Genomic DNA, 20,892 nt, shown 5'->3' with positions numbered 1-20,892 from the left:
GTGACGGTAATCTCTGATCCGGTTCCCCTGCGCGCTATGCGGCCGGGTTCGCGCACAGGCGCGATGATCAAATTACAATACACATAGCGTGCCCGATCCCCAGCAGTAGGGGCGAGGATGGCGAAATCCACACAAGAGATCGGGGCAGGCATATGTGGCAACGGTCAGGTTTTCTCGCGCTTCTTTTCACCGTCCCACGGGGCATCCGATATAGACACCGATTTGCCACGGGCGGCGGTCTTTGTTTCAGTTGCTGGGGTGGATGCGGGTTTCGTTTTTGCGGCAGATGCGGCCTGTGCAGGCGCTGCGGCTGGCTTCGTATCTGCTACCGGCGCGGTCGCTTCGGCAGCCGCTGGCGTTTCGGTTGATTTCGCCGCCGTGGCAGCGGGTTTAGCGGCGGTTTTGGGCGTTGATTTTGGCGCGGCCTTTGTCTGGGCGGTTTTCGTCACCCGCTTTGTCGCCGCCTTGCGTGCAGTTTTTTTGGCAGGCTTTGCCGCAGGTGTTTCGGTCGCTTGCTTGGACTCCGGTGCAGCAGCTTTTACTTTTTCTGTCTTTGCTTCAGGCGCCTTGGCTGGTGCTTTCTCTGCTGAGGCGACCAGCTTTGGTTTCGCAGCCGGTGCCGTTTTAGCGGCCGGCGCACCGGGCGCAGCCGGCGGGGTGGTTTTCGGGGCTTTCGTTGGCCAGATCGGTGTCATCATGGCCCGCTGTGTAGCGGCGGCCTGCTCGATCACCGCCTTGGTCAGGCGCATCTGCTGCCCGATCATCGCGCTAGAGGCGCGGGCGAGTTGGGCGGAAACGGTCAGTGCGATTGATGGTGTCATATCTACTCCCTCAAGTTGCTGATTCAAATCACATCACAACCATAGACGGATTCATTTGCGGGTGCAGCAGCATTCTGCACTGCAGCGCAAATTTCGAAAAATCAACTACACCACTGAAATATTTCACAAATCACCCATCACCTGAGCGTTGAATCCAAAAACCCGGCGGGCACCTGATATGGGAATCAGCACAACCTCGCGCCGTTGTCCCGGTTCGAACCGCACTGCAGTCCCCGCAGCGATGTTCAGCCGCATGCCCCGCGCCGCGTCCCGGTCAAAATCCAACGCCGGGTTCGTTTCCGCAAAATGGTAGTGCGATCCGACCTGCACCGGCCTGTCACCGGTGTTGGCCACTTCAAGCACCAGTTCTTCCGCACCGGCGTTCAGGGCGATTTCGCCCTCTGCCACGATGACTTCACCCGGTTTCATGTCGCGCTCCCCAATGTCTTATCTTTCCAAATTCTCACAGGCATCTCAGCGGATCGGATCATGCACCGTCACCAGTTTTGTCCCGTCGGGAAAGGTCGCCTCCACCTGCACCTCGTGGATCATCTCGGCGATGCCATCCATCACCTGATCGCGGGTGATCACCTGCGCGCCCGCCTCCATCATATCCGCGACAGAGCGGCCATCGCGCGCGCCCTCGACCACCGCATCGGTTATCAGCGCAATCGCTTCGGGATGGTTCAGCTTTACGCCACGGGCCAGCCGCTTGCGGGCAACCTCGGCGGCCATCGCGATCAGCAGCTTGTCCTTTTCGCGGGGGGTTAATTGCATTCTTTATAGTCTCCAGACACGGGGAATAGGGCTTTGTGACAGGGTTTCGACCAGCGGGACCAATGTCTTGCGCAGGATAAAACTGTCGGCGGCCAGCATGCGAACCAGTAAAAGATCATCGGAAATCAGGCTGATACCTGCCTCTGGGGGCAGGTCCACACTGGCAAAAGCGGCGGCATCAGGGGCAGCCAGCAGGATAGTCGCCATCGCAATCGCACCCGATGTCAGCGCCGCAGACTGCATCCGCGCAAGCGTTGCGTCAGTGATCCGCACCGCGTCAGCAAAGACAAGCTGAGCGTCGCGGCGCACCCGCCATTGATCCGTGAAATGCAGATTTTGAAGGGTTTCACCCATTGCCGCCCGACCAAAGATCAGCGGTTCAACAATTAACGCCCGTGCATCCGGGGCCAGATCAACATGCAGCCGACGATCCAGCGCTGCCCCGTCAAATAGGATCGTTTCCTGCGGCAGCCAATGCGCCCGCGCCGCTTTGCCGACCTGTAGGCGCACATTCATTTGCGCCGCCGGGCCGGGCTGCGCGCGATAGGCGCGCTCTGCCGCTTGAGAGGAAACGCTAACCGATGTACCTTCCTCTGCTGCGACAGAAATCTCCATCACATCACCGCCGGTCAGCCCGCCAGCGGTGTTCAGAAACACAGCATCCAGCATGTCACGCCCGCGATGGGGAAACAGCGCCTTCAAAGAGCCTTGTTGCCGCAGGGAAGATATCACAGATGCGTTGCCACGCTTCTTGACCGCAAGCCGCAGCGTCCCCTCCGCGCGGGGCGCGTTGGACACCGGCGCGCCGGTCCTGATTTGCGCGGCATACGTGATGGCAGCACCCGAATTTCAAAGTCAACGCTTGGGAAACTGCCCGAAAACATGGCAAATTGACCAGTGGTGACGCGACACGCGGCACAGACACCGGCAGATCGGACATAGTGAAGATTAAATATTAGGCGATAAGATAAAAAAAGAGGCGCTCAGAAAGCGCCCCTTTCGATAAATCTCAGACCGGATCAGTCGTCCGTCTCATCCATCCGCACCTGATAGCGCACCTTGCCTTTGACCGGCTGCGACCAGTTCAAATGCACGCTTTGCCAGCTCGGGCCCTGTTCCCCCACGGCCCACGGCAGATCATGCACACGGGTCCCGCCCGCATTTGTGATCTGACCATCCGGCATTACTGATTCCACGTATTTCGCACGCCCGCCAAAAGGCAAAAAGTCGTCAGTATCCATGACCCAAGTCGTAGCCTCGGTCGCCTGTGTGTGGCTGAGGGTCACAGGGTTGGCGACCCGTTCATTCACATTGTGGAACGTATTGCCTGCAAATTCCAACCCGCGCGTTCGGCTGAAATCCAGATCGGCAAAGGTCGTATCCACATGTTCTACCCGGTCGATCCTGCCGTTCAGCGACCGGAACACATTCCCCAGAACCGCGAAACCGTTGATGTAATGGTTCGGGCCGTAAGGTTTGATGACGATAAAATTGAACCAATCCGCCACATCATTGGTGGTGAACATATTCCCGGTGATCGTCATTCCGCCAAAGGAAAACTGGCTGCCCAGCGCTGGCTCACTGGAATGCTCGTTTGTCCATTCGATGAAGTTATTATCGCAGTAATTGCCGGTGAAGATGCTTTTCGGGTTCAGAAGCGTAATCACGATGCCACCCTTGCGCACGCCATTGACTTCATCATCACCGTGAAACCAGTGGTTGCCCGAAATCAACGAACCCGCCCCGGACAGCACACAGAAATGCTTGAACTTACTGACACGGTTGTCGCGGATTTTGACGTCATTGGCGTTGGCGTTGAACCCCACGCTGACACGGGCCGCCACCGGCACCGCTTGCTCGTCAGAGATCAGCTGACACCGGTCAATCATCATGCCCTGACAGCCCCGACCGGGCGAGGTCAGCCCGCGATCCTTTGGCTTGTTGATAAAGCAATCGCGCAGCTGAAAGGTAAACCCGTCCGGGGCCATCATGATCCCGCTGGCCACACCGCGCCCCTGAAATTCGATATCATCCAGAATGAACTGGCTCAGCTTTTCATACCCCGAAAAGTCCAACATGTATTTGAACCGGGTAAAGGTGAACTCCTGACTGCCCTCAGCATCGTAAAGCGCATTGCTCAGCTCAAGCGTCTGCGCGCTGACATTGACCGCCGTCACATAGACCTCGCGCCCGACGCCGTTGCCCTGCACCAATGACCCGACCGGAATGGTCGCGATGTTGACCACATTGGTTAGCCGGGTGTTGTCAGAGGCCGAATAGGACGCCTGCGATATCGTAACGCTGCTATCCCACGCGGCCCCGTCGGCAGGCTGAAACTGGCCGTTGCGGATAACGCGGCGCGTTTCAAACCGGACGGTATCCGGATCACAGCCCTGCATGTCGAGCGGCTCCGACAGCAGGATACGGCGGCCGCTCAGATCAAGCGATTCATGATCAGCAAAATTGATCAGCGCCTGATAGGCCTTCTTGAAGGCCAGCTCTTCATCCTCGAACGCTTCCAGATAAGTGTCGTAATTATAGTCGCGTTGCAGGATGAACCGATGCTGCGCCGCCTGCACAATTCGGCCTTCGAATTTCACCCGGTTTTCCATCGTCACGCTGTTCGCCAGCAGGTAGTCCCCTGCCGGAACCATCACCGTGCGCCCCGCCGCCGCTGCATCCGCCGCATCAAAAGCCGCGCTGTCATCTGTGACGCCATCACCCTTTGCGCCGTAGTCGCGCACATCGACCAGCGCGATAAGATCACGGGTAAACAGCGAAGAGACATCGGTGATTTCAATATCATCAACACGCACCAACCCGCCGGACGGGCCGGTCAGGTCCACCCCCAAATGGCCGTAATCCGCCCCGGTCCAGACCATATCCACGCCCGTGCGATCCGCTGTGGCGATGATCGCGGTCACTTCGACGACCTCGCCATAGGCCGTCAGCTGCACCGCAGGCCCGAAGGCTGGCAGACCCGGCACCTGCGCACCGCCAGTCTGCCCGGCCCAGCCCGAAATGCGCACAGCAGGCAGTGGCCCGCCAACAGCTTTGACCCGCGCTTTCACATGCAAATAGCAGCCCGGCAGGATCGGTGTTTCGCCCATATAGCGGACATAGGACACAGGGGCGGTTTTCAGCACTTCCAGGCAGCCTGCGAAATCCTGATCTGCGGCCACAAAGACACCCGTGCCGCTAACCGCATAAGTATCTGATCCCGGCGTGCCGTTTCCGCTCGACCAGACCCCGAGCCCTGCCGCAAAGGGCAGTGGGTTAAATACAATACCGTCAGTAATCGCTTTGTTCATGGTTGGATCCTCTTGGCAGTCAGATTGAGAAGGTCAGGACAAAGCCGGACCATCGCCAAGAGAACTACGTCAGAGGTCTGAATTCAGGCTGACACCACCGTCACGGTAGGACATGCAACGGATCGGGTCTCAGACGCCGATATCAGGTGCGCGCAATAGCTGCACAGCGTTGATTTGCCAGCCATCCGGGGTTTGGATCATCTGGTAGTCCAGCATATGCAAGCCACCTTGCGCATCACGGATCATCACCTTTTGCCACAGGTTCCCGGCGATCTCGCGACGATCCAGAAACCGGACATCCGCGTTGTCCCAGACCATCGGATAGGCGCGCTGGACCATCACACCAAAGTTTCTGGCATCGCCAAACAAATCTTTGATCGTCGGGCTGGCATAATGCCACGCGCCCTGCACATCGCGATCATTGAAAGATTGCAACTGACCACCGATCACATCGTTGATCGGATCAGCGCCTTGCGCAGCAGCAGCGGTCATCGCTACCCAAGCACCTAAAATCAAACTCAATAACCGTTTCATAATCATCCTCCGCTGCCTGCTGCTATATTTTATACGGCGCAGGACAGAGATCGGTTCTCTTTTGGGTTGAAAAAAGAACCGGCAGATCATGTCACGATCAGGACTTATGCGATCACGCCTCGGCCAAACGGCCCTCGATCAACGCGACGGTCTCATCAACCCCGTAAAGGGCGATGAACCCACCAAACCGTGGGCCTTGTGAGGAACCCAACAGCACCTCGTAAAGGGCTGTGAACCATGCGCGCAGCGGATCAAACCCATGGTCCTTGCCGACCGCAAAGACCATGGTTTGCAGCTCCTCAGCATCCAGCCCGCCATCCCAGGCTTTCAGACGTGCGACCAGATCCTCCAGCGCCGCGCGCTCTTGATCTGACGGGGCGCGATAGACTTTGGTCGGCTTCACGAAATCATTGTAATAGCGCACGGCAAAGCCCGCCGCCTGATCCATCTGCGGGTTCTTTTCAGCCGAAGCATAGGGCGCATAGCGCTGAATAAAGCCCCAAAGCGTTTCTTTATCCTCGGCCCCGGAAACAGAGGCGAGATTCAACAGCATCGCAAAGGGCACAACCATATCCGACGCAGGCACGTTATGGCCGTGAATGTGAAACACCGGATTGTTCAACCGGGCCGTATCGTCCTGTCCAGCATAGGCACGCAACTGCTGATGATATTCATCCACAGCTTTGGGGATCACATCAAAATGCATCCGCTTGGCCGTCTTGGGCTTCAGATACATAAAATAGCTTAGCGATTCCGTCGATGCATAAGTCAGCCATTCATCAATCGAAATGCCGTTGCCAGAGGATTTCGAGATCTTCTGGCCCTTCTCATCCAAGAATAGCTCATAAGAAAAGTGGTTCGGTTTGCGCCCGCCGAGAATTTCACAAATCCGGTCATAGATCGCCGTGTTGGTAGCGTGTTCCTTGCCATACATCTCAAAATCAACGTCCAGCGCCGCCCAGCGGGCACCGAAATCAGGCTTCCATTGCAGCTTTACGTTGCCACCGGTCACCGGCAGGGTCCATTCGCGACCGTCCTCATCATCAAACGTGATCTCGCCCTTGGCCGCATCCACATTCTTGATCGGCACATAAAGCACACGACCCGTTTCCGGATGGATCGGCAGAAAGATCGAATAGGTCCCACGACGCTCTTCGCGCAAGGATTTCAGCATGACTTTCATCACGTCATCATAACGTTCAGCAGCGCGCAGCAGCACATCGTCAAACTGACCAGAGCGGTAAAATTCGCGCGCTGAGTAGAATTCATACTCAAATCCGAAAGTATCCAGAAACCGGCGCAGCATGGCGTTGTTGTGATCGCCAAAGCTGTCATGGGTTCCAAATGGGTCAGGGACAGATGTCAGCGGCTTTTGAATATGTTCAGCCAGCATCTCTTGCTGGGGGACATTACCGGGCACTTTGCGCATACCGTCCAAATCGTCGGAAAAGCATACCAGCTTGGTCGGAATGTCCGAAATCAATTCAAAGGCGCGGCGGATCATCGTCGTGCGCAGCACCTCACCAAAGGTGCCGATATGCGGCAGACCCGATGGGCCATAGCCGGTTTCGAACAGCACATAGCCCTTTTCGGGTGGTGCTTTTTCGTATCGTTTCAGCAATGCGCGGGCCTCTTCAAAGGGCCAGGCTTTCGACGTCATCGCAGCGTCACGCAAATTGCTCATTGTCTTGCTCACATTTTCGGCCATGTCATCATGGCGTTTACACCCGCACTCCCTATTGCGGCAAAGGCACGGGGTCAATAAATGGTAGGTAACAACCAAAGGACAATTGCATGATCGAAGACGCCCCCATGACAGCCCAAGACGCGCTCGTGGCGCTGATGATCGCTGTGTCCGCCTCGGATGAGAACATTCGCACTGCCGAATTGGTCAAGATGAGCAACGCAATTAATCATCTGCCGATCTTCGCAGGCTATGATCAGGAACGTTTGCCGCGCATGTCGCGAATGGTGTTCGATCTGCTCGAACAGGAAGACGGGCTAGAGGCGCTCTTTGGCCTGATCCGCGACGCGCTGCCAGAACGGCTTTTTGAAACGGCTTACGCGCTGTCATGCGATGTGGCCGCCGCCGACGGCAAAATCGCCGGGGCTGAGGCACGCATGCTGCAAGAAATCAGGGAAGAGCTTGAACTTGACAGGCTACACGCCGCAGCCATCGAACGCGGGGCTCGTGCAAGGCACATGACACTCTGACGAGGCGTCACTCGGATCGCCGCCACAGTTTCCCCGCATTAGGCAGCCAGTCTTTGGTCTGCGATTTCCGCCTTCATCACAAAAGACAGAATACATGCCCCTTGCGTTTATTAGTATCATTATAGTGCTCTGCGCACTCTATGCGATTTTACAAGTTGTCACATCCGCAGAAACAACGGTGAACAAAACGGTCTGGACCCTGCTCATCATCGTCTTGCCTGTGATCGGCTTTATCATTTGGGTAGTCGCCGGGCCGCGGACGCAAAAGGCAGCATAAAAACAGAAGCGGCCCCCGATTGGGGGACCGCCTTTATCGTCAACACGTTACTCGTCAAAAGTGCTGTATTAGCTTTCGTCAGACGGATCGTCTTCTGCTGGCGGCTCAACGCTCAGCGTCGGAACAGAAACAGTTTCCGTCGTGGTGCGCACGTCAACTTCTGGCACTTCGACTTCAACGTCTGTCTGACCCATATTGACGGTACCTACATCAGCATCGAATTCCGGCGCTTGACCACCTTCAACACTGACGTCCACATCAGGCAGGCGCGCTTCTTGCGTCTGGTCGATATCAACCATGTAAAACCCAAACAGTGCGATTGCGGCAATTGCCACAACACCAACGATTGTAAGACCTGTTTTCATCGGTCATCTCCTTCAAATCTCGCCGCAGCGTGTCGCTGCAGTTCCTATTGATGAGATAACTTTGCGTTCACAGAAAACGTTCCAAACAATTTTGTCATATGACATAATTGCGCGGTTGCCGGTTACACAGCCCGTGCCCAGTGCTGCAACAATTCGCGCTGTAAATTACGGGCAGCAGTATTCCAGCGACGCGCACCCGGTGGGCGTTCGCCGCCACGGCGAATACCCTCTTCACGGGCCGCCAGATCAGCCGCAAACATCGCAAAGGCAAGATCACGGCCACCCGCCGTGCGCAGATAGCCTGCCAGGCCACAGACAAAATTCAGCGTCCCGGTCTTGGCCCGTAACTGGCCGTCCTGCGGGCGCTGCGCGGCCCCATTCTGCCCAAGCCAGGGAATGTCTTTCAGGATCGGATGCAGCGCCGGGCGCACATCGGGCGCAACCAGCAGACGCACCATATCGCGGGCCGCAACCCGGGACCCATCACCCAGCCCCGAATGATCCACAAAATACGGCGCAATCCCATCAACGCGCGACGACGCCCAGCGGGCCATCCCCATGGCAGAGGTATGCAGCCCCCGATGCTGCCCCGTGCGCGCCACCGTCGCGGCAAGCCCCACCGCCTCGGCGGTGATATTGGTGGAATAGTCCAATAACCCGCGCAGCATATCAGTCAGCGGCGCGCTATCATAGGCGGCAAGCACACGCCCGTCGGGCACATCGGCAATCTCTTGCGGTTGTTTCAGGATAATCCCGTGGCTTCGGGCAAAGGTTGCAAACACTTCGCCCGCATAAAGTGCAGGGTGGCGCACCGGCAGCCAGCGGGACCCGGCGTCATTCAAAAAGCGCTGCGCCACGGTCCATTCGTCAACCTCGCCCGCATCGCGATAGGTGAAAACCGGGTGAGGGCGATCAACAACCTCCATCCGGGATGTTGTGACAACCGGCTTATACCGCGCGCTGCGCGCATCCAGCACGGTGACGATTTCTTCTTCCTGCCGCTTCCATTCAAAATGCACACGGTTGAAATTCAGGTTCAGGCCAGTAACGGACGGGTTATAGCCCAGATAGTCCAACTGCGTGGTGTCGATCTCATCGAGATTGACCAGCGCATTATCCCAAACAAGAAAATCGCCCTTCACCTCATGCAGCCCGCTGTCTTTCATCGCGCTGCATAAAACGGCCAGATCATCGGTCACCAGATTCGGATCACCACCGCCCGCCAGGATCAGGTTCCCATGCAGGATGCCGTTATAAATCGGGCCATCGGCAAGCACCCGCGTGGTAAACCTATGCCCCTGCCCCAAAGTCTCTATCGCATAAAGCGAGGTAAAGGTCTTGGCGACACTGGCAGGAGGCAAGGGCATATCCGGCGCAACCGCCTCCAACACTTCCCCGGTCTGCGCATCAGCAATGACAAACCCAACATCCCCAGACAGCCTGGCCCGGGCGATCTTGCGCGCCGACCAACCGACGGTCATGTTGCGGGCCACAGGGCGCAGGGATGTGGCCAGCGGCTCTGCCGCCGCACCCGTAGCCAAAGTCGAAGCCGCCCCCATGATCATGCCCCGCCGCGTCAGCCGCATCACCACTCTCCCCGTGCACGTATGGCCGATGACGATTGATCCGACATCGGTAGATTGACAAAGGCCCAGGCCGGCGCGTCCCGCTGGCCTAAAGAATGGGCGGCCTGCTTGGGCAGTTTCGCCGCGCGATACACCCGCGCGGCCTTGGACATGCGCGCTGAAATCCGATCACCGGGCCGGGCAAGCACGCCAATTGGCACCGCTTCCATGATCCAGCGCCAGTCCTGCCAGCGATGGAACTGCGCCAGATTATCCGCCCCCATCAGCCAGACGAAACGCACACCGGGATAACGGCGGCGCAGTTGCAGCAGGCTCTGCGACGTGTAGCGCGTGCCGAGCTTTGCTTCCAGATCAGTCACAGTGACACGCGGGTGACGCATAATGGCACGGGCCGCCTGCATCCGATCAGCCAGCCGTGCCGGACCATCGGACTTGAGCGGATTACCCGGCGACACCAGCCACCAGACACGATCCAGCCCAAAACGCCGCAGCGCCGCGCGGGTAATATGCACATGACCTGAATGCGGCGGATCGAACGACCCGCCGAGCAAACCAATCATCTGTCCCGCCTTTGCAGCCGGAAATCCGTTCACGCCATCTCCTTTTCCCCGTTATAGCAAAATCAGATTGCTACGGAAAAATCAAACCCCGGAACGGATATAGCGCATAAAGGCAAAACGGCCAGCATCGGGCGCCCAGCACGGCACGTTGATGGTCCCTTGCCCGCCGTAAAGACGCAGCAAAACTTGCGACGTTCCACCTGCCGCAGGCATCAGACACAGCGCGACATCCAGCTCTGCCGGGTGACCCTGCGTGCCAGGTGGATAGGCCAGATAAAGGATATGCGTGCCATCAGGCGACGGATGCGGAAACCAGTTCACGGTTGCATCATCAGTCATCTGCGTCAGACCCGCCCCATCGGGGCGAATGCGCCACAGATTAACCGCACCATCACGTTCGCCATTGAACCAGATCCACTTGCCATCCGGCGTGTAATCCGGCCCATCCACATGATCGAACGCCTCGGTCACCACCGTTTCAGCGCCACCGCCGACTGGACAGGTCAGCAAGCAAAACGGTCCCCCCCGGCGGCCCACATAGGCCAGCGTACGGCCATCCGGGGACCAGCCATGCCAATAGGATGGCACCTCTGCCGTGATGCGCTCCGGCGTGCCGCCACCAACAGGCAGCGTGTAAATACAGCTTTCATCGGTGCGACTGCTGTCACTGATCACCAACCGCGCCCCATCCGGCGAAATCCCATGATCATTGTTGCAGCGCACCGCAAATCCGGTGTTGATCATTTCCAGCGCCGGGGCGTCCAGCGACACACGGAACAACCGCCCACCGCCATTCACGATCAAATAACCGTCAGGATGCCAATTCGGTGCTTCGATATGACCCTCATGCGCCAACAACACAGTCACCTGCGCGGTCGCTAGATCATACAAGCACAGCTCACTGCGCATGACAGACACCACATCGTAAGGTGGTTTTCAAACCACCGCCCCCGGCAGATAATCAAACTGCGTGAACCGCGCCTCTGTGCCCGCACCGCTGGTATCAAAGGCGAGCATTCCCACAAAAGCCCCGGTGAAGGACGCATGTTCACCCCGGCCACCCTCGTCTGATATCACAGACGCATCCAACGCCGGACCAAAGGTCACCCAATCGCCGCTTTGGCGATAATAGAACTGCTGCACCGGCCCGTTGACCTCCACAGCAATCTCCAAAGGGCCATCTGCCATGGGCACATCATCCGCCGGATAAGTCAGCGCCGCCTCTGGCCAATCACCGGGGCAGGACATCAGCATCAGAACGCGCCCCACATCCGCACGATGCGTCACCAGCGCCGCGTGAAACTTGTGCCTGTTGTAATAGGTCGTCAGCCCTGCGGCCTGCTGATAGTTCTGCGGATCAAAATCATCCAAAAGCGTCTCGGCCCGATACGCATGATGCTCCTGTCGCCGCGCCACCAGCGCCTGTTCAAACCAGCTACCAACACTTTCGCGACCGATCAGGACCAGCGCATCGGGCTCTTCACGAAAAATACGGGCCGTTTCAGGCGTGCGCAGCCATTGGAATTCCGGGGCTAGCTTACCCTGCAACGCACGTTTCACAGGAACCGCAGGGCGCGGTTCCACCGCCACCGGGGCGGGAACGTCGACACGGGGCACCATCCCACCAGCTTTCAGATACATCCAATCGTCACGCCAGACGACCTCCTCCATCCCGGTCTCGCGGCCCAGCGCACAAAACGGGCCATGCGGCCCCTGCAACGGGCGGCCCATCAGAAATGTGTGATAATGCCCGCCCCAATGCGTTTCCACATATTGACCATGGCCCGTGCGCTGGATCGGTCCGTCTGATCCCTTTGCACAGATTACATGCTTGTCCGGGTGATCCTCATAAGGCCCCCAAATATCCCGCGACCGGGCGAGCGTCACCGCATGGTTATACCCCGTGCCACCTTCGGCAGTCGTCAGATAATAATAGCCATTGCGTTTGAAAATATGCGGTGCCTCCGTCAGCCCGCGATCCGTGCCCGCGTAGATGTTCCGGACCGGACCGAACAGGCCCTTCTCCGGCGACCATTCCTGCAACAAAATACCATCAAATGACGCATGCGCCGGGTTCCCGCCCGTGCCGGGGCCACGATGGTTCCACTGCATATTCATGAAATATTTGCGGCCATCGTCATCATGAAACAGCGACGGGTCAAACCCGCTGGAATTCACATACCACGGGTCGGTCCAATCGCCGTCAATCGTCGCGCAGGTCGTGATATAGTTTGGCGCATCCTTGAACGCGCCATCCAGCCGCTTCACATCCGTATAAACCAGCCAGAACCTCCCATCCGCATGGGACAGGCACGGCGCCCAGATGCCACAACTGTCACCATTGCCGCGCATATCCAGCAGGGCGGCGCGGTTTAGCGGACGGGCCACCAGATCCCAGTTCACCAGATCGCGCGAATGGTAAATCTGCACACCCGGATACCATTCAAAGGTGGACACGGCGATATAATAGTCCTCGCCCACCCGGCAAAAGGACGGGTCAGCATGAAAGCCGGGCAGGATCGGATTGCGTATCATTACTTATTCCGTTCCGCCGCGCCTTTGGTCTGCTCGGCCGATTGCGCCCACAGGTTGATCTGCTCCTCATCCGCATATTTGTCGATCTCAGCCAACTCATCCGCAGTGAAATCCAGATTGCCAATCGCGCCCGCGCAATCCACAACCTGCGAAGGCTTTGACGCCCCAATCAACGCCGTGGTGATCCCACCGTCACGCAGCACCCAGGCAATCGCCATCTGCGCGAGGGTCTGGCCACGAGATTCAGCGATCTCGTTCAGCTTTTGGATATTCGCAATCGCATTGTCGGTCAGCATCGTGGGGGCCAGTGATTTGCCTTGGCTGGCGCGGCTATCCTCTGGAATACCGCCCAGATATTTCTTGGTCAGCATGCCCTGCGCCAATGGGGTAAAGGCAATGGAACCCACACCCAACTCTTGCAAAGTATCCTTCAAGCCATCGCGTTCGACCCAGCGGTTCAGCATATTGTAAGATGGCTGATGGATGACACAAGGCGTGCCCAGATCCTTCAAAATCGCCACAGCCTCGCGCGTGCGCTCGGAATTATAAGACGAAATCCCGGCATAAAGCGCCCGGCCCGACCGCACGATATAATCCAACGCGCCCATGGTTTCTTCCAGCGGGGTATCAGGATCATAGCGATGGGAATAAAAGATATCGACGTAATCCAATCCCATCCGTGTCAGCGATTGATCACAAGAGGCGATCAGATATTTCCGGCTGCCCCACTCACCATAAGGGCCGGGCCACATCAGATAGCCGGCCTTTGAGCTGATGATCAGCTCATCACGATAGCCTTTGAAATCCTCCGCCAGAATGGACCCGAACGCATGTTCAGCCGATCCGGGCGGCGGGCCGTAGTTATTGGCCAGATCGAAATGGGTGATCCCATGATCAAAGGCCGTGCGGCAAATCTCTTGCTTGGTTTCATGCGGGGTGTCATGGCCAAAATTATGCCACAACCCCAAAGAGACCGCAGGCAGCCTCAGCCCCGATTTTCCGCACCGGCGATATACCATGCGGTCATAGCGATTTTCAGCTGGTTGATAAGTCATCGCTCCCCCTCCCTAAAACGATTTCGTCACGAAGCCACCACGCAAGCCGATCAAAGTCAATCAGCAAGACCGAAAAACTCTGACCTAAAGGCAACAGCCGCCACAGCGTAAGGTGGGTCTCGACCCACCGCCCCTCAAAAGATCAACCTAGGCATCTGGCGACACCAAAAACGGCAGCCCCTGCCCGTCTGACCTTTTCAACACGCAATCGCCATGACACTCTGTCCTTATGACTGATCTGACCACACGCAGCGGCGCAGCCGTTTCCCGCCTCACCTTTGGTACAATGCAATTTGGTGGCACCGCCGATGCGGACGAAAGCCGGGCTATGTTTGACGCGGCCCGCGCCGCCGGGATTACTCATTTCGACACCGCCGTCGGCTATACCGGCGGGGCGTCCGAAACGCTGCTGGGCCGGTTCATCAAAGCCACACGCGATGACATCTACCTCGCCACCAAAGTCGGCTACCGGGGCGGTGCCTCGCGCGAAAATATCACCCGGCATTTCGACACCTGCCGCAAGCAGTTGAACGAAGATGCAGTCGACCTGCTTTACATGCATCGGTTCGACCCGAACACACCGCTCGAAGAAACCTTCAGCACCTTGGCAGAGCTGCAATCCACCGGCGCGATCCGCCATATTGGCGTGTCCAACTATGCCGCCTGGCAGGTGATGAAAGCGCAAGCGGTCGCACAATCCCTCGGCACCCGCATTGATGTGATCCAGCCCATGCACAGCCTTGTCAAACGGCAGGCCGAGGTTGAAATTTTCCCGATGGCACAGGATCAGGATATCCAGATCATCCCCTATTCGCCTTTAGGCGGCGGGCTGCTGACCGGGAAATATGCCAGCGGCGGCACTGGTCGGCTGACCGAGGATGAACGCTACAAAGCCCGCTACGATCAGGCCTGGATGCATGACACCGCACAGGCGCTCAGCACGCTGGCAGAAACGCTTGGCGTCGCGCCTGCCACCCTTGCCGTGGCTTGGGTCATGGCCCATCCCGCCCGGCCTGCGCCGATCATCTCGGCCCGCTCTGTCGCACAGTTGCAGCCGTCTCTGGCGGCGCAAAGATTTGACATGTCGCCCGCGCTTTACGCCCAGATCACAGCGCTCAGCGTCTCACCCGCCCCGGCCACCGACCGGCTCGAAGAAGCGTGATCGACGTCCTGATTATCGGTGGTGGCATCGCCGGGGTATCTGCCGCCGCGCGATTATCGGCACTGGGCAGCGTCACCCTGCTGGAAAGCGAAAGCGCGCTTGGCTATCACGCCTCTGGCCGCTCCGCCGCGCTGTTCGAAGAAAACTATGGCAAGCCCTCAACCATCGCGCTGAACGCAGCCAGCCGACAGTTTCATATCGACGCCGATACGCTCAGCCCGCGCGGCTTCATGCTGGTCGGCACCGCTGAAACCGCAGACAGCTTCGCCGCAGATCAGGCGCAGATGAAGCTTGACGCGATCACTATGCCCGAAGCACAGGCCCAAATCCCGATCTTGGACACACAAAGCATCGACCGAGCCGCCTTTCACGCGGATGCATGGGATATCGACACGGACAAGCTGATCCAGCATTTCGCCAAACTGGCCCGGCAGCAAGGCGGGCAGATCATCACCAAGGCACCAGTCACCGCCATCAACCGCACCAGCCATGGCTGGCAGGTCACGGCGGGCGCACAGACCTATGATGCGCGCATGATCGTCAATGCCGCCGGGGCGTGGGTCGATGTGATCGCCGCGATGGCCGGGGTCAAACCTCTGGGCTTCACCCCCCTGCGCCGCTCCATGGCGCGCATCCCGGCCCCCGGCGGCCATGATGTCAGCACTTGGCCGATGCTCTTTGGTCCCGGTGAAAACTGGTACGCCAAACCCGATGCGGGCGCGCTGATCGTCTCTCCCGCAGACGCAGACGCGACCACCCCGCATGATGCCTTTGCCGATGACATGGTATTGGCCGAAGGCCTCGCCCGATACGAAGCCCATGTCACCGAACCCGTCACCCGGTTGCTTGCATCCTGGGCGGGGCTTCGCACCTTTGCCCCTGATGGCACATTGGTACTAGGGCGCGACCCGGTAGAGCCGCAATTCGTCTGGTGCGCAGGTCAAGGCGGTTATGGGATGCAATCCAGCCCCGGAGCCAGCCAGCTGCTTGCTGATCTGATTGCAGGCACGCAATCGAATATCGACGCGGCCAGCATCGCCGCCCTTTCCCCCGCAAGGTTCGCATGACCAAACACCGTAACGCCCAAGGGCAACCGATTGGCGCAGATGTCCCCGGCTGGATTAGCGCAGCACCCATTCCGAAAACCCCAATCCACGGGACGTATTGCGATGTGGTGCCGCTAAGCATGGACCACGCACCCGACCTGTTCACCGCCTATAGTGCCGACACCAGCGGCACGCTTTGGACCTATATGCCGGTCGGCCCATTTGATAACGCACCCGCCTTTGCCACATGGCTGGACACAGCCTGCAACAGCCACGACCCGCTGTTTTTCGCGGTAATCGACCGCTCAAATGGCAAAGCCATTGGCATCGCAAGCTACCTGCGCATTGATCCCGGCAATGGCGTGGCCGAGGTAGGCTTCATCGCCTTTTCCCCCGCGCTGCAACGAACCACCATGGCGACAGAGGCGATGTATCTGATGATGCGGCGCGTCTTTGATGAGCTCGGCTATCGGCGCTACGAATGGAAATGCGACGCGATGAACGCAGCATCACAGGCCGCGGCGAAACGGCTGGGGTTCAGCTATGACGGGCTGTTCCGACAGGCCGTGGTTTACAAAGGCCGAAACCGGGACACGGCGTGGTTTTCGATCCTTGATCGGGACTGGCCCCGCATCCGAAAGCCGTTCGAAGCATGGCTCGCCCCGGATAATTTCAGCGCCGCAGGACAACAAAAAACCGCGTTGAGCACCTTTATGCAAACGTCCGACGGCAAAGACTGAACGGCCACGATATTCGGGGCGGCGTGGGGAACCAATCCCCTGCGCGCAGCATTATCCAATGCAACTTAACCCCCCGGAGAATCCGTCATGAAAACCAAGGCAGAAGCATTCCACCACACGCTGAAAGACATTTACTACGCCGAAAACGCGATCACCAAGGCGCTGCCCAAAATGATCGACGCGGTGAAGGATGCAGACACCAAGAAAGCGTTCGAGGATCACCTGACCGAGACGAAAGAACAGATCAAAATCCTCAAAAAAGTGTTTAAAACCATCGACGCAAAGGCCGAAGGCGAAAAATGCGACGCGATCGAAGGTCTGATCAAAGAAACCGAAGGGCTGATCAAAGAGGCCAGCGGCGATGCCCTGACCGCTATGCTAATTGGCGCGGCCCAAGCGGTCGAACATTACGAAATCGCCCGTTACGGTACGCTGCGCCAATGGGCCAAGGAAGAAAAGAACGACGAAGCCCATGACCTTCTGTCGCAGATCCTTGATATGGAAAAAGCGGCCAATGCCAAGCTGACCGGCATCGCCGTCAGCTAAACCCAAAAGTATAGCGCGGCAGCTTGCGTGCAGGCTGCCGCAGCCTGTTCACATCTTGTGAAACCGCAGCGGCGAGCACTTCTCGCGCTTCACGATCTCTTTGGCTTCCAGATCCAACTGGACGCATTTCATCCACCATCCCGCCTTGGCACCGCCGGGAAAAACATCCTCTGACAGCAGCGGCAACAATGCGGCCTTCGCCTCCGCCGCGGTGAAACCCGGTGATGTATCGGGCAAAGCCGCAAGATAGGCCGTTTTCATCGCCGTATACTTCGCTTTGTCCACCCGCTCCGTCCGACCTGGCGTGTTGATATTCTCGACTTCGATCTTGTCTGCGGCTTGCGTCATGGGTTTCTCCTGCACATATCGCAACGATATGACCTCTGACGTGTTTTGCAAATGCGAGGATCAGCAGAACGCGCCATAATGAGAGACAGATGACAAAGCATCAGCAGCGCCAGCGATACCGATTTGAACGTGAATTTTCGCGCGTCGCCGTGGTCGCCCCGTGGCTCGTCAAATTGCGCCAGCCCGGCTGCATGCTGTTGCGACTTTTTCTGGGTGTCTTCCTGATGATCGGCGGTCTGCTCGCCGTGTTGCCCGTATTCGGTCTGTGGATGATCCCGATGGGGCTGTTCCTGCTGGCCATCGACATCCCGGTGCTGCGGGCACCGCTGGCAACGATAATCGTGCGGGCCCGCTGGTGGTGGCACAGACAGCGGGCACACTGGTTCAAGGCAAAGTAACGCGCACCCCTACCCGTCGACCCGTATCGTCGCGTTCTTCGGATCATAGGGGCTGTCTTCAACAATTTCCGCAGGCCAAAGCTTGTCGAACATTTTCACCTGTACCTTCTGGCCCACCTTCGCCGCATCCGGTTTCACGTACCCCATGCCAATGCTCTTTGCGAAGGCGACCGAATAGCCACCCGATGTCAGCCGCCCGATCCGATTGCCATTCATATCATAAAGCGCCTCGCGGCCCCACGGATCAGCATCCGTCGGCCCGTCGATCAGCAGCGTCACACATGTGCTGCGGATACCCTTGTCTTGCAGCGCTGCTTTGCCGTGAAACTCTTTGGACAGATCGACAAACCGCGGCAAATCCGCCTCCAGCGGGGTCGCGTCGCGGCCCAGCTCATTGCCGAAAGCGCGATAGCTTTTTTCCTGCCGCAGCCAGTTCTGCGCCCGCGCGCCAACCAGTTTCATCCCATGGGGCTCGCCCGCCTTTTCCAGCAGATCGAACAGATAATTCTGCATCTCAATCGGATGATGCAGCTCCCAACCCAGCTCACCCGTATAAGCGACACGCACCGCGCGGACTGGGCACATGCCCAACTCGATATCGCGCATCGAAAGCCACGGGAAACGCTTGTTCGACAGGGCCGTGTCGGGATCAACATCCTTGATCACCGCGCGCAGCACATCGCGCGCCTTTGGGCCAGCAAGGGCAAATACGCCCCATTGCGTCGTGACATCCTGTTTGTTGATCCGGCCGAATTCGGCCTCTTTCTCCATGATCAGTTTATAAAGATAATCCTCATCATACGCATGCCACGCGCCCGCGCTGACAAGATAAAAATCATCTTCGGCCACCCGCACAATCGTATATTCAGTGCGCGTAGTGCCATGGCTGGTCAGCGCATAGGTCAGGTTGATGCGGCCCACCTTGGGCAGCTTGTTGGTGGTGAACCAATCCAGAAAGGCCGCTGCGCCCGGCCCGCTGATGCGGTGCTTGGCAAAGGCCGTGGCATCAATCAGGCCGACCCCTTCGCGGATCGCCTTCGCCTCATCCACCGCATATTGCCACCAGCCACCCCGGCGAAACGAATTGGTGCCTTCATCGAAGTCCTTTGCCGCGTCCAGCGGGCCAAAGTAATTAGGGCGCTCCCAGCCATTGACCTGACCGAATTGCGCGCCGCGCTTGGCCTGGCGGTCATAGGCAGGCGAGGTGCGCAAAGGCCGCGCCGCCGGACGTTCCTCATCCGGCCAATGCAGTTTCAGCAAGAAAGGATAGGTTTCCTCATTCTTGGTGACCGCATATTCCGACGTCATCCAATCACCATAGCGCTTGGGATCAAGGCTCGCCATGTCGATCTCGGCCTCGCCTTCGACCATCATCTGGGCAAGGTAATACCCCGCGCCACCGCCCGCCGTGATGCCAAAGGAAAACCCTTCGGCCAGCCACATATTGCGCAGACCCGGTGCCGGACCAATCAGTGGATTGCCATCAGGCGTGTAACAGATCGGGCCGTTGAAATCATCCTTTAGCCCCACCTCTTCGGTGGACGGAATGCGGTGGATGAAATCCATATATTCCTGTTCAATCCGCTCCAAATTCAGCGGGAACAGATCAGCACGGAAACTATCGGGCACACCATAGCGGAACCGCGACGGCGCGCCGTCCTCATAAGGGCCCAAAATCCAGCCGCCGCGTTCTTCGCGCACATACCAGCGGGCATCGACATCGCGCAGCACCGGATGTTCGCCGTTTTCCTTGCGCCACGCCACCAGCGCCGGATCGGGTTCGGTCACGATGAACTGATGCTCCACCGGAATCGCGGGCGTCTTGATCCCCAACAGCTTTGCCGTGCGCTGCGCATGGTTGCCTGTCGCCGTAACGACGTGTTCGGCTTGGATCACGATCTGCTCGTCCGACGGCACAAGGTTGCCGCCTTTTTCGACCATCTTGGTGCAGGTCACATCCCAATGATCGCCCGTCCAGTGATAGCCATCCACCTGCCAGCGACGTTCGATCACAGCACCATGCTGGCGGGCGCCTTTGGCCATCGCCATGGTGACATCAGCCGGGTTGATATAGCCATCCGTAGGGTGAAAAATCGCGCCCACCAGATCCTCGGTCCGCACGAGCGGCCAACGTTCGCGAATTTGATCCGGCGTCATCCATTCATAAGGGATGTCCACCGTCTCTGCCGTAGTGGCATAAAGCATATATTCGTCCATGCGCGCCTGCGACTGAGCCATGCGCAGGTTGCCAACAACCGAAAAGCCGGGGTTCAGCCCGGTTTCTGCCTCAAGCGTTTTGTAGAACTTGATGGAATAGTCATGAATATGGCTAGAGGCATAAGACATGTTGAAATAAGGCAGCAGCCCCGCCGCATGCCAGGTCGAGCCAGAGGTCAGCTCATCCCGCTCCAGCAGCATGACATCGTCCCAGCCGGCCTTGGCCAAGTGATAGGCGATCGAGGTTCCGACAGCGCCGCCACCGACAACCAAGGCTTTCACATGCGTTTTCATGACGACTCCCTTCACACATTCCCCCGTAATGTGCGCAAAACGCAGCCCCAACGTCAGAACCAGCCGACACCTGATCGCCTGATTGCGACAGCAGGTCATTTGCAGT

Annotated in this window: 22 protein-coding genes; 8 read left to right on the top strand and 14 right to left on the bottom strand. The window is 58.2% G+C overall.

Features of this window, described 5'->3' with window-relative positions; all coding sequences use genetic code 11:
- Positions 1 to 117: 117 nt before the first annotated feature.
- Entirely contained in the window at positions 118 to 843 is a 726-nt protein-coding gene (locus tag ACJ5NV_RS03180) for a hypothetical protein (RefSeq protein ID WP_411642173.1), read from the top strand.
- Positions 844 to 944: 101 nt separating this feature from the next.
- On the opposite strand, the gene ACJ5NV_RS03175 is transcribed toward ACJ5NV_RS03180, so the two are convergent.
- From ACJ5NV_RS03175 to ACJ5NV_RS03150, 6 genes are all read right to left on the bottom strand, one after another.
- Complete coding sequence (locus ACJ5NV_RS03175; protein WP_411642172.1) at positions 945 to 1,250, bottom strand: urease subunit beta; 306 nt, start codon at positions 1,248 to 1,250, stop codon at positions 945 to 947.
- Positions 1,251 to 1,295: 45 nt separating this feature from the next.
- Complete coding sequence (locus tag ACJ5NV_RS03170) at positions 1,296 to 1,598, bottom strand: urease subunit gamma (RefSeq protein ID WP_411642171.1); 303 nt, start codon at positions 1,596 to 1,598, stop codon at positions 1,296 to 1,298.
- A 3-nt stretch (positions 1,599 to 1,601) separates the two neighbouring features.
- Positions 1,602 to 2,396: an urease accessory protein UreD gene (locus ACJ5NV_RS03165; protein ID WP_411642170.1), complete on the bottom strand. Its 795-nt coding sequence runs from the start codon at positions 2,394 to 2,396 to the stop codon at positions 1,602 to 1,604.
- 221 nt (positions 2,397 to 2,617) lie between these two features.
- On the bottom strand, positions 2,618 to 4,909 hold the full coding sequence (locus ACJ5NV_RS03160) for a glycosyl hydrolase family 28-related protein (protein ID WP_411642169.1): 2,292 nt from the start codon (positions 4,907 to 4,909) through the stop codon (positions 2,618 to 2,620).
- A 129-nt stretch (positions 4,910 to 5,038) separates the two neighbouring features.
- The gene (locus ACJ5NV_RS03155) at positions 5,039 to 5,443 is read right to left on the bottom strand and encodes a DUF4864 domain-containing protein (RefSeq protein ID WP_411642168.1); all 405 of its coding nucleotides are present in this window, start codon (positions 5,441 to 5,443) and stop codon (positions 5,039 to 5,041) included.
- A gap of 112 nt (positions 5,444 to 5,555) precedes the next feature.
- A complete protein-coding gene (locus ACJ5NV_RS03150) occupies positions 5,556 to 7,127 on the bottom strand; it encodes a lysine--tRNA ligase (RefSeq protein ID WP_411642167.1) in 1,572 nt (523 codons plus the stop codon).
- Positions 7,128 to 7,237: 110 nt separating this feature from the next.
- On the opposite strand from ACJ5NV_RS03150, the gene ACJ5NV_RS03145 reads away from it, so the two are divergent.
- Complete coding sequence (locus tag ACJ5NV_RS03145) at positions 7,238 to 7,657, top strand: tellurite resistance TerB family protein (RefSeq protein ID WP_411642166.1); 420 nt, start codon at positions 7,238 to 7,240, stop codon at positions 7,655 to 7,657.
- 94 nt (positions 7,658 to 7,751) lie between these two features.
- Positions 7,752 to 7,934, top strand: a complete 183-nt coding sequence (locus tag ACJ5NV_RS03140; RefSeq protein WP_411642165.1) for a PLDc N-terminal domain-containing protein — start codon at positions 7,752 to 7,754, stop codon at positions 7,932 to 7,934.
- Between the two features lie 68 nt (positions 7,935 to 8,002).
- On the opposite strand, the gene ACJ5NV_RS03135 is transcribed toward ACJ5NV_RS03140, so the two are convergent.
- From ACJ5NV_RS03135 to mgrA, 6 genes are all read right to left on the bottom strand, one after another.
- A complete protein-coding gene (locus tag ACJ5NV_RS03135) occupies positions 8,003 to 8,299 on the bottom strand; it encodes a hypothetical protein (protein ID WP_411642164.1) in 297 nt (98 codons plus the stop codon).
- Between the two features lie 122 nt (positions 8,300 to 8,421).
- Positions 8,422 to 9,885, bottom strand: coding sequence for a D-alanyl-D-alanine carboxypeptidase/D-alanyl-D-alanine endopeptidase (gene dacB / locus ACJ5NV_RS03130; protein WP_411642163.1), 1,464 nt, complete (start codon positions 9,883 to 9,885; stop codon positions 8,422 to 8,424).
- Positions 9,885 to 10,478 (bottom strand): nicotinate-nucleotide adenylyltransferase, encoded by a 594-nt coding sequence (locus tag ACJ5NV_RS03125; RefSeq protein WP_411642162.1) that lies wholly within the window; start codon positions 10,476 to 10,478, stop codon positions 9,885 to 9,887. The genes dacB and ACJ5NV_RS03125 overlap by 1 nt, the downstream gene beginning before the upstream one ends.
- A 48-nt stretch (positions 10,479 to 10,526) precedes the next feature.
- Positions 10,527 to 11,336: a TolB family protein gene (locus ACJ5NV_RS03120; protein ID WP_411642161.1), complete on the bottom strand. Its 810-nt coding sequence runs from the start codon at positions 11,334 to 11,336 to the stop codon at positions 10,527 to 10,529.
- A 45-nt stretch (positions 11,337 to 11,381) separates the two neighbouring features.
- Entirely contained in the window at positions 11,382 to 12,980 is a 1,599-nt protein-coding gene (locus ACJ5NV_RS03115; RefSeq protein WP_411642160.1) for a glycoside hydrolase family 43 protein, read from the bottom strand.
- A complete protein-coding gene (mgrA, locus tag ACJ5NV_RS03110) occupies positions 12,980 to 14,035 on the bottom strand; it encodes an L-glyceraldehyde 3-phosphate reductase (RefSeq protein WP_411642159.1) in 1,056 nt (351 codons plus the stop codon). Before mgrA ends, ACJ5NV_RS03115 begins: the two co-directional genes overlap by 1 nt.
- A 229-nt stretch (positions 14,036 to 14,264) precedes the next feature.
- Here mgrA and ACJ5NV_RS03105 point away from each other — a divergent pair, with 229 nt between their 5' ends.
- The 4 genes from ACJ5NV_RS03105 to ACJ5NV_RS03090 all read left to right on the top strand — a co-directional run bounded on the left by ACJ5NV_RS03105 (position 14,265) and on the right by ACJ5NV_RS03090 (position 17,529).
- Positions 14,265 to 15,197: an aldo/keto reductase gene (locus tag ACJ5NV_RS03105; RefSeq protein WP_411642158.1), complete on the top strand. Its 933-nt coding sequence runs from the start codon at positions 14,265 to 14,267 to the stop codon at positions 15,195 to 15,197.
- Entirely contained in the window at positions 15,194 to 16,264 is a 1,071-nt protein-coding gene (locus ACJ5NV_RS03100) for an NAD(P)/FAD-dependent oxidoreductase (protein WP_411642157.1), read from the top strand. The genes ACJ5NV_RS03105 and ACJ5NV_RS03100 overlap by 4 nt, the downstream gene beginning before the upstream one ends.
- Complete coding sequence (locus ACJ5NV_RS03095) at positions 16,261 to 16,983, top strand: GNAT family N-acetyltransferase (protein ID WP_411642156.1); 723 nt, start codon at positions 16,261 to 16,263, stop codon at positions 16,981 to 16,983. The genes ACJ5NV_RS03100 and ACJ5NV_RS03095 overlap by 4 nt, the downstream gene beginning before the upstream one ends.
- An 87-nt stretch (positions 16,984 to 17,070) precedes the next feature.
- Positions 17,071 to 17,529, top strand: coding sequence for a ferritin-like domain-containing protein (locus ACJ5NV_RS03090; protein WP_411642155.1), 459 nt, complete (start codon positions 17,071 to 17,073; stop codon positions 17,527 to 17,529).
- A gap of 48 nt (positions 17,530 to 17,577) precedes the next feature.
- Here the strand turns inward: ACJ5NV_RS03090 and ACJ5NV_RS03085 are convergent, their stop codons facing one another.
- Positions 17,578 to 17,877: a DUF6958 family protein gene (locus ACJ5NV_RS03085; protein WP_411642154.1), complete on the bottom strand. Its 300-nt coding sequence runs from the start codon at positions 17,875 to 17,877 to the stop codon at positions 17,578 to 17,580.
- A gap of 89 nt (positions 17,878 to 17,966) precedes the next feature.
- On the opposite strand from ACJ5NV_RS03085, the gene ACJ5NV_RS03080 reads away from it, so the two are divergent.
- Complete coding sequence (locus tag ACJ5NV_RS03080; protein WP_411642153.1) at positions 17,967 to 18,275, top strand: hypothetical protein; 309 nt, start codon at positions 17,967 to 17,969, stop codon at positions 18,273 to 18,275.
- 9 nt (positions 18,276 to 18,284) lie between these two features.
- Here ACJ5NV_RS03080 and ACJ5NV_RS03075 read toward each other — a convergent pair whose 3' ends face one another.
- Positions 18,285 to 20,786, bottom strand: a complete 2,502-nt coding sequence (locus tag ACJ5NV_RS03075; RefSeq protein ID WP_411642152.1) for a GcvT family protein — start codon at positions 20,784 to 20,786, stop codon at positions 18,285 to 18,287.
- Between the last annotated feature and the right edge of the window lie 106 nt (positions 20,787 to 20,892).

This window comes from Loktanella agnita (assembly GCF_046640325.1).
GTDB classification, from domain to species: domain Bacteria; phylum Pseudomonadota; class Alphaproteobacteria; order Rhodobacterales; family Rhodobacteraceae; genus Yoonia; species Yoonia agnita.
The sequence above is the reverse complement of the archived record's forward strand: the minus strand, read 5'-3'. Positions and strand labels throughout refer to the sequence as shown.

Coding starts and splice junctions, on each gene's coding strand:
- ACJ5NV_RS03180 (WP_411642173.1), top strand. CDS start 118: ATGGCGAAATCCACACAAGAGATCGGGGCAGGCATATGTGGCAACGGT.
- ACJ5NV_RS03175 (WP_411642172.1), bottom strand. CDS start 1,250: ATGAAACCGGGTGAAGTCATCGTGGCAGAGGGCGAAATCGCCCTGAAC.
- ACJ5NV_RS03170 (WP_411642171.1), bottom strand. CDS start 1,598: ATGCAATTAACCCCCCGCGAAAAGGACAAGCTGCTGATCGCGATGGCC.
- ACJ5NV_RS03160 (WP_411642169.1), bottom strand. CDS start 4,909: ATGAACAAAGCGATTACTGACGGTATTGTATTTAACCCACTGCCCTTT.
- ACJ5NV_RS03155 (WP_411642168.1), bottom strand. CDS start 5,443: ATGAAACGGTTATTGAGTTTGATTTTAGGTGCTTGGGTAGCGATGACC.
- ACJ5NV_RS03150 (WP_411642167.1), bottom strand. CDS start 7,127: ATGAGCAATTTGCGTGACGCTGCGATGACGTCGAAAGCCTGGCCCTTT.
- ACJ5NV_RS03145 (WP_411642166.1), top strand. CDS start 7,238: ATGATCGAAGACGCCCCCATGACAGCCCAAGACGCGCTCGTGGCGCTG.
- ACJ5NV_RS03140 (WP_411642165.1), top strand. CDS start 7,752: ATGCCCCTTGCGTTTATTAGTATCATTATAGTGCTCTGCGCACTCTAT.
- ACJ5NV_RS03135 (WP_411642164.1), bottom strand. CDS start 8,299: ATGAAAACAGGTCTTACAATCGTTGGTGTTGTGGCAATTGCCGCAATC.
- dacB (WP_411642163.1), bottom strand. CDS start 9,885: ATGCGGCTGACGCGGCGGGGCATGATCATGGGGGCGGCTTCGACTTTG.
- ACJ5NV_RS03115 (WP_411642160.1), bottom strand. CDS start 12,980: ATGATACGCAATCCGATCCTGCCCGGCTTTCATGCTGACCCGTCCTTT.
- mgrA (WP_411642159.1), bottom strand. CDS start 14,035: ATGACTTATCAACCAGCTGAAAATCGCTATGACCGCATGGTATATCGC.
- ACJ5NV_RS03105 (WP_411642158.1), top strand. CDS start 14,265: ATGACTGATCTGACCACACGCAGCGGCGCAGCCGTTTCCCGCCTCACC.
- ACJ5NV_RS03095 (WP_411642156.1), top strand. CDS start 16,261: ATGACCAAACACCGTAACGCCCAAGGGCAACCGATTGGCGCAGATGTC.
- ACJ5NV_RS03090 (WP_411642155.1), top strand. CDS start 17,071: ATGAAAACCAAGGCAGAAGCATTCCACCACACGCTGAAAGACATTTAC.
- ACJ5NV_RS03085 (WP_411642154.1), bottom strand. CDS start 17,877: ATGACGCAAGCCGCAGACAAGATCGAAGTCGAGAATATCAACACGCCA.
- ACJ5NV_RS03080 (WP_411642153.1), top strand. CDS start 17,967: ATGACAAAGCATCAGCAGCGCCAGCGATACCGATTTGAACGTGAATTT.
- ACJ5NV_RS03075 (WP_411642152.1), bottom strand. CDS start 20,786: ATGAAAACGCATGTGAAAGCCTTGGTTGTCGGTGGCGGCGCTGTCGGA.